Raw genomic sequence first — 14,941 nt, forward strand, 5'->3', positions numbered from 1 at the left:
GCCGGGCCCGGTCCTTGTCCCTGTCGAAAAAGGCCTGGCCTTTTCCGGCAGGGGGGCTACAGGACGGCCAGGACTCGATTCCTGCGGAAAAGTCGCCCTGTCCGTCCTGAGGAGGGGCATTTCCTTCCCCTGTCTGCGGACGGCGGAACTCTGCAAGGCACCCCTGCGGGAGAGCGCGGTACGCCGGTGCGCTACAGGGCCTCCAGCGTACCCGCCAGCAGCAGGGCGTAATCGGGCAGCGTGTCCAGAGGGGCCCGCTCGGAGACTGAGTGGGCGTCCAGAATATCGGGGCCGGTGCTGGCCATGACCAGGCCGGGGGCTTTGGGGCCCAGCACTGAGGGCTCCAGCCCCACATGGACCGTGGAGACCTCCAGTGTCCGTCCGGTCTGCTCCCGGTACACCCGGGCGAGCACTGCGGCCAGCGGGTTGGCCGGGTCCCCCGTCCAGCCGGGGTAGCCGGACGCCTCGGCGGAGAAGCCGAGCGTCCCGGCCAGAGCATCATGGGCGCGGGCCAGCTCCGCCTCCCACGACGGCCGGGCCGAGCGCAGGAACGCGCAGACCTGTATCTGGCCGTCCTCCGCGGACAGCCGGCCCACATTGGCGGAAGCGCCCACCACGTCAGGAAAGGCCGGGTCCATCGCGTACACGCCGTGAAACAGCCCCGCCGTCAAGGCCAAAGCGGCCTGGCGGCAGAGCGGGGACCAGACCTGCTCCGGCCGGGGCGCGGGGGCGTGGAAGAGGGTCAGGCGGGGGTCCCGGGCCCCATAGGCGGCCGCTTCCCGGGCAAGGTCCTCCAGATCGGGCTCGCCGCCCTCCGGAAGGACGACCAGCGCCTCCGCGGCGGCGGGGATGGCGTTATGGGCCGTGCCGCCCCGGAAGTCCGCCACGGCCCAGTCCGGCCGCGCCAGCAGAAAACCCGCCAGCAGCCGCAGCGCATTGGCCCGGCCCCGGTGGATGTCGTCACCCGAGTGCCCGCCCGCCCCGCCGGAAAGGGCGATGCGCCAGGCGTCCCCCGCCGGGGCGGGGCAGGCCGCCAGGGGGAGCCGGTAGGTCTCCCGCCGGCCGCCGGCCGAACCCACGATGGCCCGGCCCAGGTGAAATCCGTCGGTATTGAGCAGAAAGTCCGCCCCCGCCAGCCAGGAGGGGTCCACCTGCTTGGCCCCCTCCAGGCCGACCTCCTCCGCTGCCGTAAACAGCAGGCGCAGAGGGCCGTGGGACAGGCCGCGGCCCAGCAGCCACAGCACGGCGGCGTTGCCCAGATTGTTGTCCGCGCCCAGGGAGGAGCGGCCGTCGGAGCGGAGGAAACCGTCCGCCTCCACCACCGTCACCGGCTCGGCCAACGGGTCGAAGCCGCTGCCCGGGGCCACGGCGCATACCATGTCCAGGTGCCCCTGCAGGATCAGCCGGGGGGCCGCCGTGCGGCCGGGCGCGGCCGGCACGTCGGCCATCACGTTGCCGTGCCCGTCCCGGACCGGGGCCAGCCCCAGTTCCGCCAGCCGGGCGGTCAGGACCCGCACCGCGGAGCGTTCGTGCCGGGAGGGGTGGGGGGTGCGGTTCAGGGCGCGAAATTCTGCGGCGATCCCCGCGCGTATCGTGTCCGGCCCGCCAAGACGCTCCAGCAGCGTCATTCCGAAGGCTCCGTTCCGGTTTCCTCCAGCGGCGCGCCGGACAGCCAGCGGCGGACCAGGTCCAGCGCCCCGCTGGCGGCCAGCGTCCGGATGCGCTCCCGCACGCCGCCGGACCGGGTCCGCTTGACCGTGGTGCCGTCCGGTGCGGCCAGGGCCAGATAGACCAGCCCAACCGGGTTGCCCCGCTCATCCGGATCGGGACCGGCCACGCCGGTGACGGCCACCGCCAGATCGCAGCCCAGCGTCCGGCGGGCCCCCTCGGCCATGGCGCGGGCCACCGGCTCGCTCACCGCGCCGTATTCCTCCAGAAGGGCCTGGGGCACGCCGAGCACCGTGTGCTTGACCGGAGTGGCGTAACTGACCACGCTGCCCCGGAAGACCGCAGATGCGCCGGGCAGGTCGGTGATGCGCTTTGCGATGAGTCCGCCGGTGCAGCTTTCCGCGCAGCCCAGGGTGAGGCCGCGCTCCTTCAGCAGGGGCAGCACCACCTCTTCCAGACTGGTCACATCCGCGCCGTAGACCGCGCTGCCCAGCTGGGCGCGCAGCCGGGCCTCCACCGGCGCGATCAGGGCGCGGGCCTCCTGCTCGTGCCCGGCCTTGGCGGTAATGCGCAGCTCCACCTCGCCCTCCTTGGCGTAGGGGGCCAGGGTGGGGTTCTGCATGGCGTTCATCTGGCTGCGCAGCATGGATTCCACCAGGGATTCCCCCATGCCGAAGATACGCAGGGTACGGGAGCAGATGGCCCCGTCGGAACAGGCCCGCAGATAGGGCGCCACGCGGTATTGGAACATGGCCCGGCATTCCCGGGGCGGGCCGGGAAGCATGACGACGTGCACGCCATCCGCCTCAAAGGCTACGCCCGGGGCGGTGCCCCAGTCGTTGTCCAGCACGGTGCAGCCTTCGGGCAGCATCGCCTGCTGGTAGTTGTTCTCCGTCATGGGGCGTCCGATGCTCCTGAAGTAGGCCTCGATGCGCCGGGCGGACGCCTCATGGCGGACCAGGGGCCTGCCGAAGCATTCGGCCAGCACGTTTTTGGTCAAGTCGTCGCACGTGGGGCCGAGCCCGCCGGTGGTGATGAGGATGTCGGCCCGGCGGCGGGCGATCTCCACAGCGGCCCGCAGGCGCTGCGGATTGTCGCCCACTACGGTGTGGTAATAGACGTTGATCCCCAGGGCGGACAGCCCCTGGGAGAGCATCTGCGCGTCGGTGTTGGCGATGTTGCCGAGCAGAAGCTCGGTACCGACGGCGATCAGTTCAGCGGTGTGGGACAAAATAAGACCTCCAGAGCGCCGACGCCGGGCGCGGCGGCCGGAACCGCCGTAAATGCGCAGCGTCAGCGCGGCATTTCCGCAGGGCGGATTCACTCCGCCTGAGGATGGGAAAGGTACGGGGTCCCCGCGCGCGCAAAGATCGCGCGGGGAGTTGGCGATGGGTTCGGTGGGACAAGCAGACAGCCTGCTGAAGCGCCGCCCCAAAGGCGCGGCGCCAACGCGGTCGCTTCCCGGGCAAAGCCGCTCCGCCCGGGGATGCCGCGCCGTGGGCCGCGGTGCGGCGGGAGGGGGAGGGCGCCGCTACACGCGCAGGCGCTCGATTCCGTCCACCGCAGCGGCGACCAGCCCGTCCACGTCCAGGGCGGCCTCGGCGCACTCCAGCTCGCCCAGCACGGGGCGCAGGCGGGGATGGCGGGGGGTAAAGACGGTGCAGCAGTCCTCATAGGGCAAAATGGAGGTCTCAAAGGTGCCGATCTTCCGGGCGATGCGGACGATCTCCTCCTTATCCATCCCCACCACGGGGCGGAGAATGGGCAGGGAACACACGGCAGTGGTGGCGCGCATGGCCTCCATGGTCTGGCTGGCCACCTGGCCCAAGCACTCGCCGGTGACGAGGGCCCCTGCGCCGGTGCGCTGGGCCACCTGCTCGGCGATGCGCATCATGAACCGGCGCATGAGCACGGTGAACAGCTCCTCCGGGCACTTGCGCCGCAGCTCTTCCTGGATGGCGGTGAAGGGGACCACGTGGACCACCATGTGCCCGCACCAGGGGGTGAGCAGTTTCGCCAGGTCCAGCACCTTCTGCTTGGCCTGCTCCGACGTGTAGGGGTAGGAAAAAAAGTGGACCAGCTCCAGGGCGATGCCCCGCTTGGCGATCATCCAGGAGGCCACCGGGGAGTCGATGCCGCCGGAAAGCAGACTGACCGCCCGGCCGCCGATGCCCACGGGCAGGCCGCCTGCGCCGGGCTCCGGGTCGGCATGGACGTAGGCGGCATAATCCCGTACCTCAAGATAGACCGTCAGCTCCGGATGGTGCACGTCCACCTGGAGGTTGGGATAGGCCTCGTCCAGCTCGCCGCCCACATACCGGGACAGCTCCACCGAGGTCATGGGGAAGGACTTGTCGGCCCGCTTGGACTCCACCTTGAAGGTCTTTGCCGCGCGCAGGCGGCCGTCCAGATAAGTCTTGGCGCACGCCAGCAGCGCGTCCTTGTCTTTGGCGCAGGCCCGGGCCCGCGAGAGGCCCACCACGCCGAACAGGCGCGACATGGCCAGCCAGGCCCCGTCCATGTCGCAGGTCTCCTCCAAAGGCTCCACATACATGGTGGACTGTTTGGTGTACACCCGGAATTGGCCCAGGTCCTTCAGGCGGCGGCGGGCATTGCCGATCAGCTTGTCTTCAAAGCTGCGGCGGTTCAGGCCCTTGAGCACCAGCTCCCCCAGCTTGAGCAGTATGATCTCGTCCAATCGTCTTCCTCCTTATTTGGGGCGGGCGCTCCGGCGCAGGTCCGGCCCGCCGGTTGTTGTATCCGCAGGATTCAGCGCCGGAAACAGGCGCTCTCCCGGTACTGGACGGCCTCCGCCAGATGCTCCACGCCGATGCGCTCCGCCCCGTCCAGGTCCGCAATGGTGCGCGCCACCCGGAGGATGCGGTCATAGCTGCGGGCGGTAAGCCCCATGCGGTCGAAGGCCCCTTTCATCAGGGCGGCGCCCGCCGCGTCCAGGGCGCAGTGCTCCGCCAGCTCCGCAGGGCCCATGTGGGCGTTGCAGTCGGGGCCGGAGGGGCCGAAGCGGGCGGTCTGTACGGCCCGGGCGGCATCCACCCGGCGCTTGATGTCCGCCGAGGATTCGGCGGGGGCGGCGCGGGCGGAGAGCTCTTCGAAGGCCAGAGGCGGCACCTCCGCATACAGGTCGATCCGGTCCAGCAGGGGGCCGGAGAGCCGGCCCAGATACTTTTCCACGTCCCTCTCCGAGCAGCGGCAGCGCCGGTCATACCCGTACCAGCCGCATTTACAGGGATTCATGGCGCACACCAGCATGAACCGGGCGGGAAAGACCTCCGTGCCGGATACCCGCGTGATCTGCACCTGCCCCTCCTCCAGGGGCTGGCGCAGCACCTCCAGGGTCTCCTTGCCGAATTCGGGCAGCTCGTCCAGAAAAAGCACCCCGTTGTGGGCCAGGGAGATCTCCCCGGGCCGGGGCGGAGAGCCGCCCCCCGCCAGACCCATGACGGAGATGGTATGATGGGGACTGCGGAAGGGCCGGCGCAGGAGCAGCGGCGCCTCGGCGCTGGTCAGCCCCAGCACCGAGTGGACCTGGGTGGCCTCCAGCGCCTCCCGGCGGGTCATGTCGGGCAGGATGGAGGGAAGCCGCTTGGCCAGCATGGATTTGCCCGCGCCCGGCGGCCCCACCATGGCGATATTATGCCCGCCCGCCGCGGCGACCTCCAGCGCCCGCTTGACCGTTTCCTGCCCCTTCACGTCGGCAAAGTCGGGGCAGCCGGCAAGCGGGGCGGGGGGGACCCAGGGCTGCGCCGGAGAGAGGAGAACCTCGCCCTTCAGATGGGCCACCAGCTGCCCCACGTTCTCCACCGGATAGACCGCCGCCCCGCCCGCCAGGGTGGCCTCGGCGGCGGAGGCGGCCGGGACATAGAGGGCGCGCACGCCGGCGCGCCCGGCGGCCAGCGCCATGGGCAGCATACCGGTCACCGGCCGCAGGGAGCCGGACAGGGACAGCTCTCCCACAAAGGCCGCGTCGGGCGCGGGCGGCCGGATCTGCTCCCCGGCGGCCAGGATGCCCACCAGGATGGGCAGGTCGTACACCGTGCCCGCCTTCCGCCGGTCGGCGGGAGCCAGATTCACGGTGATGCGGGAGACGGGAAAGGAGAAGCCGCAGTTTTTGATGGCGGCGCGGACCCGCTCCCGGGCCTCCTTCACCGCCGCGTCGGGCAGGCCCACGATATCAAAGGCGGGCAGGCCGCCGGACAGGTCGCACTCGGCGGTGACCTCGTATCCGGAAACGCCGCTCAGGCCCAGAGAACGCACATGATGGAGCATAAGGCGCACCGCCCTTCTTCCGCAATGTCGAGAAAGCGCCGCGGCCAGGCCGCCGCCTGCCGGTATCATGGCCGCTGTGCGGCTATTATACCATACTTTTCCGCAAAGGGGAGACGAAATTTTTAAACCGATCATTTTAGCATAATGAGTTTAGTTTGTAAAGGCGCAATTTAGACGGGCGCGTCCATATTTTGTTCTTGTTTAAGAACAATTTTGCAAGATTTGTACGGATTTATGAAAAATTTTGCCCTGGGAATAAGATTTGATTTACAAATAGGGACAGGGGTGTTAAAATGTATGGGCCTCCAGGGGAATGGGCCCCGGGGGACGAAGGAAACAGCCAGGGTAATGGGAATCCGGCCCGGTCCAACGGCGGACGGGCGGGGACGGATCCCCATTGCCCTGGACCAACAAATAAGGAGGAAGACTATCAATGGCGAGAAAGCTGAAAACCATGGATGGCAACACGGCTGCCGCCCACGTGTCCTACGCCTTTACCGAGGTTGCGGGCATCTACCCCATCACGCCCTCCAGCCCCATGGCCGACTATGTGGACCAGTGGGCCGCACAGGGCCGCAAGAACATTTTTGGGACCACCGTGAAAGTAGTGGAGATGCAGTCCGAGGCCGGCGCGGCCGGCACCGTGCACGGCTCTCTGAACGCCGGCGCCCTGACCACCACCTACACCGCCTCTCAGGGCCTGCTGCTGATGATTCCCAACATGTACAAGCTCTCCGGCGAGCTGATGCCCGCCGTGTTCCACGTGTCCGCCCGTACGGTGGCCACCCACGCGCTGAACATCTTCGGCGACCACTCCGACGTGATGGCCTGCCGCCAGACCGGCTTTGCCATGCTGGCCGAGGGCAACGTGCAGGAGGTCATGGACCTGGGCGCGGTGGCCCATCTGGCCGCCATCAAGGGCCGCGTCCCCTTCCTGAACTTCTTTGACGGCTTCCGCACTTCTCACGAGATCCAGAAGATCGCCATCTGGGACAACGAGGACCTGGCGGACATGGTGGACATGGACGCCGTCAACGCCTTCCGCAAGCGGGCGCTGAACCCCGAGCATCCCGTGATGCGCGGCTCCCACGAGAACGGCGATATCTTCTTCCAGCACCGTGAGGCCGCCAACAAGTACTACGAGGCGGTGCCCGACATCGTCGAGGAGTACATGGGCAAGGTCAACGCCAAGCTGGGCACCGACTACCAGCTGTTCAACTATTACGGCGCGCCCGACGCCGACCGGGTCATCATCGCCATGGGCTCCATCTGCGACGTGGCGGAGGAGGTCATCGACTACCTGAACGCCCACGGCGAGAAGGTGGGCCTGGTGAAGGTGCGCCTGTACCGCCCCTTCCGGGCGGACAAGCTGCTCGCCGCCATCCCCGCCACCGCCACCAAGATCGCCGTGCTGGACCGCACCAAGGAGCCCGGCGCCCAGGGCGACCCCCTGTACCTGGACGTGGTCACCGCCTTTGCCAACGCGGGCCGTCAGGCCACCATCATCGGCGGCCGTTACGGCCTGGGCAGCAAGGACACGCCCCCCAGCAACGTGTTCGCCGTTTATGAGGAGCTGACCAAGTCCGCCCCCAAGCGGCAGTTCACCGTGGGCATCGTGGACGACGTGACCCACACCTCCCTGGAGGAGAAGCCCTCCCCCAACACCGCGGCCCCCGGCACCATCGAGTGCAAGTTCTGGGGTCTGGGCGGCGACGGCACCGTGGGCGCCAACAAGAACTCCATCAAGATCATCGGCGACCACACCGACAAGTACGTGCAGGCCTACTTCCAGTACGACTCCAAGAAGACCGGCGGCGTGACCATCAGCCACCTGCGCTTCGGCGACCAGCCCATCCGCGCCCCCTACTACATCAACAAGGCCGACTTCGTGGCCTGCCATGTGCCCGCCTATATCGTCAAGGGCTTCCCCATGGTCCGGGACGTGAAGGACGGCGGCGTGTTCCTCATCAACTGCCAGTGGAGCGATGAGGAGCTGGACCACCACATGCCCGCCGTGGCCAAGCGCTACATTGCCGAGCACAACATCCAGGTCTACACCATCAACGCCATCGACCTGGCCATCGAGATCGGTATGGGCAAGCGCACCAATACCATCCTGCAGTCCGCCTTCTTTGCCCTGGCCAAGGTGATGCCGGAGGCCGAGGCCATCGGCTACATGAAGGACGCGGCCACCCATTCCTACCTGAAGAAGGGCCAGGACGTGGTGGACCGCAACCACAAGGCCATTGACCTGGGCGCCTCCGCCTTCAAGAAGTTCAACGTGCCCGCCTCCTGGAAGGACGCCGAGGACCAGACCGCGGCCGAGCACCTGGAGGGCGATCCCGCCACCGTCAAGATGGTGCGCGAGCTGCTGGAGCCCATCGGCAAGATGGACGGCGACAGCCTGCCCGTCTCCGCCTTCGCAGACGGCCATGAGGACGGCACCTTCTGCCAGGGCGCTTCCGCCTACGAGAAGCGCGGCGTGGCCGTGTCCGTGCCCGCGTGGGACGCGGCCAAGTGCATCCAGTGCAACCAGTGCTCCTACGTCTGCCCCCACGCCACCATCCGGCCCTACGCCCTCACCGCGGAGGAGGCCGCCAACGCCCCCGCACAGGCCAAGATCGTGGACATCAAGGCCGGCAAGGGCAAGGGCGTGTATCAGTTCGCCATCGCCGTCTCCCCCCTGGACTGCATGGGCTGCTCCGTGTGCGTGAGCGCCTGCCCGGTCAAGGCGCTGGAGATGGTTCCCCAGGAGTCCCAGGCCGATCAGCAGGCCGTGTTCGACTACATGGTGGCCAAGGTGGCCCCCAAGGCCGACGTGGAGGACATCGCCACCGTCAAGGGCAGCCAGTTCAAGCAGCCCCTGCTGGAGTTCTCCGGTTCCTGCGCCGGCTGCGCCGAGACTGCCTATGCCCGCCTGGTCACCCAGGTCTGCGGCGAGCGGATGTATATCTCCAACGCCACCGGCTGCTCCTCCATCTGGGGCGGCCCGGCCGCGACCTCTCCCTATACGGTGGACCAGAACGGCAAGGGTCCCGCCTGGGCCAACTCCCTGTTTGAGGACAACGCCGAGCACGGCCTGGGCCTGTATCTGGGCCAGAAGGCCATCCGCGACCGGTTGGCCGACAAGACCCGCGCCCTGCTGGCCGCGGAGTGGGCCACTCCCGCCATCAAGGAGGCCGGCCAGAAGTGGCTGGACACCCTGGAGGACGGCGCGGCCAACGCCGAGGCCACCAAGGCCTACATCGCCGCCCTGGAGGACGGCCTGTGCACCGTGGATGAGCTGTTGGCCAGCGGCAAGGCAGAGATCCAGGCCTTCGGCAAGGAGCTGCAGGCCAAGGGTGAGACGCTCTGCCAGTGTGACGCCTGCAAGCTGGCCGCCGAGATTCTCCAGGAGAAGGAGTACCTGAACAAGAAGTCCGTGTGGATCTTCGGCGGCGACGGCTGGGCCTACGACATCGGCTACGGCGGCCTGGACCATGTGATCGCCTCGGGCGAGGATGTGAATATCTTCGTCTTTGATACCGAGGTGTACTCCAACACCGGCGGACAGGCCTCCAAGTCCTCCAACATCGGCCAGGTGGCGCAGTTTGCCGCGGCCGGCAAGGTGCAGCCCAAGAAGAGCCTGGCGGAGATCGCCATGCAGTACGGGTACGTCTACGTGGCCCAGGTGGCCATGGGCGCCAATCCCAACCAGACCCTGAAGGCCATCACCGAGGCCGAGGCCTATCACGGCCCCTCCCTGATCATCGGCTACGCTCCCTGCGAGATGCACTCCATCAAGGGCGGCATGGCCAATTGCCAGATCGAGATGAAGAAGGCTGTGGAATGCGGCTACTGGAACCTGTTCCGGTTCAACCCCGCGGCCAAGGCCGAGGGCAAGAACCCCTTCACCCTGGACTCCAAAGCCCCTGCCGGCGGCTATCAGGAGTTCCTGATGAACGAGGCCCGCTACTCCGCTCTGACCCGCTCCTTCCCCGAGCGTGCGGAGAAGCTCTTTGCCGAAAACGAAGCGGCCGCCAAGGCGCGCTACGAGCACCTGACCCGGCTGGTGGAGCTGTACAAGTAAATTCTGCTGAAAGATTCCCGGGCATAAAGCCCGGGAATCTTTTGATTGGCGGCCGCTGCGGGCGCCTGACCCGGCTGGCAGAGCGGCACACAAGCGAGCGAAACCGACAAGGCCCCCGGACGCATCGTCCGGGGGCCTTCCGCCGTTCTTGAAAAAGCGGTTCTAACGTTCGGGGCGGGAGCCTGGGGCGGGCGCATCCGCCCCGGGCTGGCGATAGACATGTTCCTTGATTTTGCAAAAGGTCTCTTCGCTCAGATCATGCTCCACTTTGCAGGCGTCGGCGGCGGCCACCTCCGGGTCCACCCCCAGGCGGACAAAAAAGTCCGTAAGCAGGCGGTGGCGTTCATAGATGCGCGCGGCCACCGCCTCGCCGGGCGGGAGCAGGGTGATCCGCCCGTCCCGGTCCATCTCCACATAGCCGCTCTCCCGCAGCTTTTTCATAGCCACGCTGACACTGGGCTTGGAGAAGTGGAGCTCGTTTGCGATATCGATGGAGCGGACCATCCCATGGCGCTCCTGCAAACTCAAAATTGCTTCCAGATAATCCTCTGCGGATTCATAAATTTTCATAAAGCGGCCTCCAGATGCTCGGGCTTTTCTATACATTAGCATAAAACGCGCCCTTTGACAAGAAATCGGTGGAAAAGCCATTGACAAATTGAGTTAGTCGAGGTAAACTTATAGCGATTTAGGGGTTAGATAATGCTAACCCCTGTTTTCCGACCGGGTGTTAGATGCATCTAACTATCCGGCGTGAGGAGGAGGGATTATGATGCCCTTGACATTGGCAAAGCCCGGTGAGACGGTGACGATCCGTAAAATCACCGGCAAGGACGAACTGCGTCAGCATCTGGCGGAGCTGGGCTTCGTGGTGGACAGCACGGTGACCGTGGTCAGCGAGATCGCCGGGAACCTGATCCTCCAGGTGAAGGACAGCCGGATCGCCCTGGACCGATCGATGGCAAACCGTATCATGATTTGAGGAGGAATCGACAGTGAAGACGCTGCGAGAGGCAAAGGTGGGGCAGACCGTCACCGTGGTCCGGCTCCACGGAGCGGGCGCGGTGAAGCGCCGTATCATGGACATGGGGATCACCAGGGGGACGCAGGTGCATATCCGCAAGGTGGCCCCGCTGGGCGATCCCATCGAACTGAACGTGCGGGGGTATGAGCTCTCCGTGCGCAAGGCCGACGCGGAAATGATCGAGATCGCGTAAGCGCACCGCGTTTGGCAGGAACGCTTGGCTGGATCGAATGTTTGGAAGGGAGAACACAAATGGACATCAAAATTGCGCTGGCGGGCAACCCGAACTGCGGTAAGACCACCCTGTTCAATGCCCTGACCGGCTCGAACCAGTACGTGGGCAACTGGCCCGGCGTCACGGTGGAGAAGAAGGAGGGGCGGCTCAAGGGCCATAAGGACGTGGTCATCCAGGACCTGCCCGGCATCTATTCCCTCTCCCCCTATACCTTGGAGGAGGTCGTGGCCCGCAGCTACCTGGTGGGCGAGAAGCCCGACGCCATCCTGAACATCGTGGACGGCACCAACGTGGAGCGCAACCTGTACCTGACCACCCAGCTCATCGAGCTGGGCATCCCCGTGGTGGTGGCGGTCAACATGATCGACCTGGTCCGCAAGAACGGGGACGAGATCGACCGGAAGAAGCTGGGCGAGGCGCTGGGCTGCGAGGTCGTGGAGATGAGCGCACTGAAGGGCGAGGGAGGCATGGCTGCGGCTGAAAGGGCCGTCTCCCTGGCCCGGAGCCGGAAGGCCGGCGAGCTGCCCCATGTGTTCACCGGCAGCGTGGAGCACGCCGTCGCCCACATTGAGGAATCCATCCAGGGCAGGGTGGAGGAGCGTTACCTGCGCTGGTATGCCATCAAGCTCTTCGAGCGGGACGGCAGGGTCCTGGAGGAACTGAAGCTGGACGCCGCGCTGGCCGCTCATCTGGAGGAGCACATCAAGGACTGCGAGTCCGAGCTGGACGACGACGCCGAGAGCATCATCACCAACCAGCGCTATGCGTACATCAGCGGCGTGGTGGAGCGCTCGGTGAAAAAAAAGGCCGCCAGGCACGCCCTGTCCCCATCCGACCAGATCGACCGCGTGGTCACCAACCGTGTGCTGGCGCTGCCCATTTTCGCGGGGATCATGTTCCTGGTCTACTGGGTGGCGATGGGGCCCTTCGGCTCCTTCCTCACCGACTGGACCAACGACGTGCTGGGCGCCGAATGGCTTCAGGCGGGCTCCCGGGCCCTGCTGGAGGGCTGGGGCTGCGCCGAGTGGCTCACCGGCCTTGTGTCCGACGGCATCGTCGCCGGCGTGGGCGCGGTGCTGGGCTTCGTGCCCCAGATGCTGGTGCTGTTCCTGATGCTGGCCGTTCTGGAGGACGTGGGCTATATGGCCCGCGTGGCGTTCATTATGGACCGGATCTTCCGCAAGTTCGGCCTGTCCGGCAAGTCCTTCATCCCCATGCTCATCGGTTCCGGGTGCGGCGTGCCCGGCGTCATGGCCTCCCGCACCATCGAGAACGAGCGGGACCGCCGCATGACCATCATGACCACCTGCTTTGTCCCCTGCGGCGCCAAGATGCCCATCATCGGGCTGTTCGCCGGCGCCCTGTTCGGCGGCAGTGGCCTGGTGGCCGTCTCCGCCTACTTCATCGGCGTGGCCGCCATCGTGATCTCCGGCGTCATGCTCAAGAAGACCCGCGCCTTCGCCGGCGATCCCGCGCCCTTCGTCATGGAGCTGCCCGCCTACCATGTCCCCGCCGCGGGCAACGTCCTGCGGGCGACCTGGGAGCGCGGCTGGTCCTTTATCAAGCGGGCCGGAACGGTCATCGTGGCCTCCTCCATCATCCTCTGGTTCCTCCAGGGCTTCGGCTTTGTGGACGGCGTGTTCCGGATGGTGGAGGACAACAACTCCTCCCTGCTGGCTGCCATCGGCGGCGCGGTCTGCATCCTGTTCCGCCCCCTGGGCTTTGGCGATTGGCAGTCCACCGTGGCCACCGTCACCGGCCTCATCGCCAAGGAGAACGTGGTCTCCACCTTCGGAATCCTGTTCCAGATCGGGGAAGAAGTGGCCGAGGACGATCCGGGCCTGCTGACGGCCGTCGCCGCGCACTATACCGCCATCTCCGCCTACTCCTTCATGATCTTCAACCTGCTCTGCGCCCCCTGCTTCGCCGCCATGGGCGCCATCAAGCGGGAGATGAACAGCGCCAAATGGACCTTTGCCGCCATCGGCTATATGTGCGCCTTCGCCTATGCCAGCGCCCTGATCGTCTATCAGATCGGGGGCCTCATCGCCGGTCAGGTGGGGTTTGGAGCGGGCACTGTGGCCGCCGCCGTGGTGCTGGCCGGGCTGGTCTACCTGCTGGTGCGCAGAAACAAGTACGATGAAAACCACCTGACCGTGAGCGCCGTGGCCGCGGCGGCCCGGTAAGGAGGCGGAAGCGATGAATGTCCCCACACTTGTCATAGGTCTGATCGTGCTGGCCGTGTTCGTTGCCATCGTGGCCCGCGGCGTCTACAACAAAACGCATCATAGGGGAGGCTGCTCCTGCTCCGGCGGATGCGGGAACTGTCCCGGCAGCGGCATGTGCCATCCCGAGCGGTAGTACAAAGATCCCTCGGCCGGCCGCAGCCGTCCCGGAAAAGGGACAACGCCGCTTTTGGGACCATCACAAAGGGGCTGGAGCATCGCGTTAAGATGCTCCAGCCCCTTTTTTGTGCCCGGCCGGTGGGAATCCCGGATTCGCTTTGGACCGCGGTCATTTGGACAGACGCCGCAGCATCACCTCCGCCGTGCGCGGCGAGGCCACCCTGCAGTAGGCGTCGTTGCCAAAGTGACAGGCCCGGAGGGAGGCGGTGAGACCGGCGCCGTTGACGGCATTGGAGTCGGTATCCCGGGGGATTTCCACATGGGTGCCCGGGTTCCAGCCCCGGTAATGATCCCGGATCCGGGCGCATTCGCCCACGCCGTACCAGCAGGATACCGTCTCCACATTGTACCAGATGTCCCGGTTCCAATCGCCGCGGAGCACCCGGCCGGGATACCTGGCGCTGAAGAACGAAAAGAAGTCGGCGGTCATGGCGTTAAAGCCGCGGATAGGGGGTGCGGTCCATTCAGCCGCCTCCTTCCCGATGCTTCGGCCGGGCCGCGGCCGGGGCCGGCCGGAATCGGCAGGCCGCTGGGCAGCAACGCCCCAGCCGGTTGTCCGTGCGCTCGCCTGCCAGGGACAGGCCGTGGCCGCCCCGCTCAGGTGCCGCTCCGCCGGAATGCGGCGGTCCGGCGGCGGGGCCGGATCGGAATCGCTTCCCGGATCACGCCGGCCCCTCTGTTGGACGCATCGCTCAACGCACGGCTGGGCAGGGGGGCTCCCCGGCGTACGGTTCGCCCCCGTCTCCCTGCGGGCCGGCGTCCGGCAGCAAGAGGACCGCCGTCTCGACTGTTGTTTCAGTTTCCAAGGGAAGTTCTTTCACTTCCTCGCCATCAACAGGCACGGGGAAATTGAAAACAATCTTCTTTATCCAGCTACCGTCTTTTCTCTTTTCCGGGAACATCTCGATTCGCTCGATAAAGGCTTTCATAAACTCTTTCTGTTCCGCTTCCGTTGCGGAATGGTAGACTTCATCAAATGCCAGTAAAAGACGATAAATGTTGTCACCGGAGATTTTCTCCTGCTGGATGCTTCGGATCTGCCCTTGCAGCTCATCCATCTGAGCTTCGATTTCTTCTATCGTATCATACTGTTCATCATAGCGGCGCTGCAAGTCCAAAATTTTTCTGTCATAGTGGGCATCATTGATGTCCAAGGTATCCATCTGGCGCTCCAATCGGCTTTTTGTGCCAAAGGCTTGCTTTAGATGCCCTTGTAGGACGGCGATCTGCTTTTCCATATCCTCTGAATCAAC

11 protein-coding genes and 1 pseudogene are annotated in these 14,941 nt (G+C 66.1%); 5 read left to right on the forward strand and 7 right to left on the reverse strand.

Annotated features, from left to right (window positions below):
- Positions 1 to 191: 191 nt before the first annotated feature.
- The 4 genes from MR825_RS11200 to MR825_RS11215 all read right to left on the reverse strand — a co-directional run bounded on the left by MR825_RS11200 (position 192) and on the right by MR825_RS11215 (position 5,955).
- A complete protein-coding gene (locus MR825_RS11200) occupies positions 192 to 1,628 on the reverse strand; it encodes a M20/M25/M40 family metallo-hydrolase (protein ID WP_287880772.1) in 1,437 nt (478 codons plus the stop codon).
- Positions 1,625 to 2,899: a competence/damage-inducible protein A gene (locus MR825_RS11205; RefSeq protein ID WP_287880774.1), complete on the reverse strand. Its 1,275-nt coding sequence runs from the start codon at positions 2,897 to 2,899 to the stop codon at positions 1,625 to 1,627. The genes MR825_RS11200 and MR825_RS11205 overlap by 4 nt, the downstream gene beginning before the upstream one ends.
- A 300-nt stretch (positions 2,900 to 3,199) precedes the next feature.
- Entirely contained in the window at positions 3,200 to 4,366 is a 1,167-nt protein-coding gene (gene thiI, locus MR825_RS11210; RefSeq protein ID WP_186908758.1) for a tRNA uracil 4-sulfurtransferase ThiI, read from the reverse strand.
- A 71-nt stretch (positions 4,367 to 4,437) separates the two neighbouring features.
- Entirely contained in the window at positions 4,438 to 5,955 is a 1,518-nt protein-coding gene (locus MR825_RS11215; protein WP_186908759.1) for a YifB family Mg chelatase-like AAA ATPase, read from the reverse strand.
- A 433-nt stretch (positions 5,956 to 6,388) separates the two neighbouring features.
- On the opposite strand from MR825_RS11215, the gene nifJ reads away from it, so the two are divergent.
- Positions 6,389 to 10,024 (forward strand): pyruvate:ferredoxin (flavodoxin) oxidoreductase, encoded by a 3,636-nt coding sequence (gene nifJ, locus MR825_RS11220; protein WP_287880777.1) that lies wholly within the window; start codon positions 6,389 to 6,391, stop codon positions 10,022 to 10,024.
- 162 nt (positions 10,025 to 10,186) lie between these two features.
- On the opposite strand, the gene MR825_RS11225 is transcribed toward nifJ, so the two are convergent.
- Complete coding sequence (locus MR825_RS11225; RefSeq protein WP_287880778.1) at positions 10,187 to 10,594, reverse strand: metal-dependent transcriptional regulator; 408 nt, start codon at positions 10,592 to 10,594, stop codon at positions 10,187 to 10,189.
- Positions 10,595 to 10,793: 199 nt separating this feature from the next.
- Between MR825_RS11225 and MR825_RS11230 the strand changes: the two genes are divergently transcribed.
- Genes MR825_RS11230 through MR825_RS11245 form a run of 4 tightly spaced genes read left to right on the forward strand, consistent with a single transcriptional unit; the run spans position 10,794 to position 13,644 of the window.
- Complete coding sequence (locus MR825_RS11230) at positions 10,794 to 11,006, forward strand: FeoA family protein (protein WP_186908762.1); 213 nt, start codon at positions 10,794 to 10,796, stop codon at positions 11,004 to 11,006.
- Positions 11,007 to 11,019: 13 nt separating this feature from the next.
- Positions 11,020 to 11,241 (forward strand): FeoA family protein, encoded by a 222-nt coding sequence (locus tag MR825_RS11235; protein WP_186908763.1) that lies wholly within the window; start codon positions 11,020 to 11,022, stop codon positions 11,239 to 11,241.
- A gap of 59 nt (positions 11,242 to 11,300) precedes the next feature.
- Positions 11,301 to 13,469 carry a ferrous iron transport protein B gene (gene feoB, locus MR825_RS11240; protein WP_256174462.1) on the forward strand — a complete coding sequence of 723 codons (2,169 nt, stop codon included), beginning with the start codon at positions 11,301 to 11,303 and terminating at the stop codon, positions 13,467 to 13,469.
- 13 nt (positions 13,470 to 13,482) lie between these two features.
- Entirely contained in the window at positions 13,483 to 13,644 is a 162-nt protein-coding gene (locus tag MR825_RS11245; protein ID WP_186908765.1) for a FeoB-associated Cys-rich membrane protein, read from the forward strand.
- A gap of 153 nt (positions 13,645 to 13,797) precedes the next feature.
- On the opposite strand, the gene MR825_RS11250 is transcribed toward MR825_RS11245, so the two are convergent.
- Positions 13,798 to 14,118 (reverse strand): hypothetical protein, encoded by a 321-nt coding sequence (locus tag MR825_RS11250; protein ID WP_186908766.1) that lies wholly within the window; start codon positions 14,116 to 14,118, stop codon positions 13,798 to 13,800.
- A 262-nt stretch (positions 14,119 to 14,380) separates the two neighbouring features.
- Positions 14,381 to 14,941 (reverse strand): annotated as a pseudogene (locus MR825_RS11255) (hypothetical protein); the annotation flags it as partial.

It is taken from the genome of Lawsonibacter sp., assembly GCF_022777125.1.
Taxonomy (GTDB): Bacteria; Bacillota; Clostridia; order Oscillospirales; family Oscillospiraceae; genus Lawsonibacter_A; species Lawsonibacter_A hominis.

Excerpts from the sequence above, each read along its gene's own strand:
- MR825_RS11200 (WP_287880772.1), bottom strand. The coding sequence starts at position 1,628 with ATGACGCTGCTGGAGCGTCTTGGCGGGCCGGACACGATACGCGCGGGG.
- MR825_RS11215 (WP_186908759.1), bottom strand. The coding sequence starts at position 5,955 with ATGCTCCATCATGTGCGTTCTCTGGGCCTGAGCGGCGTTTCCGGATAC.
- nifJ (WP_287880777.1), top strand. The coding sequence starts at position 6,389 with ATGGCGAGAAAGCTGAAAACCATGGATGGCAACACGGCTGCCGCCCAC.
- MR825_RS11225 (WP_287880778.1), bottom strand. The coding sequence starts at position 10,594 with ATGAAAATTTATGAATCCGCAGAGGATTATCTGGAAGCAATTTTGAGT.
- MR825_RS11230 (WP_186908762.1), top strand. The coding sequence starts at position 10,794 with ATGATGCCCTTGACATTGGCAAAGCCCGGTGAGACGGTGACGATCCGT.
- feoB (WP_256174462.1), top strand. The coding sequence starts at position 11,301 with ATGGACATCAAAATTGCGCTGGCGGGCAACCCGAACTGCGGTAAGACC.
- MR825_RS11245 (WP_186908765.1), top strand. The coding sequence starts at position 13,483 with ATGAATGTCCCCACACTTGTCATAGGTCTGATCGTGCTGGCCGTGTTC.
- MR825_RS11250 (WP_186908766.1), bottom strand. The coding sequence starts at position 14,118 with ATGACCGCCGACTTCTTTTCGTTCTTCAGCGCCAGGTATCCCGGCCGG.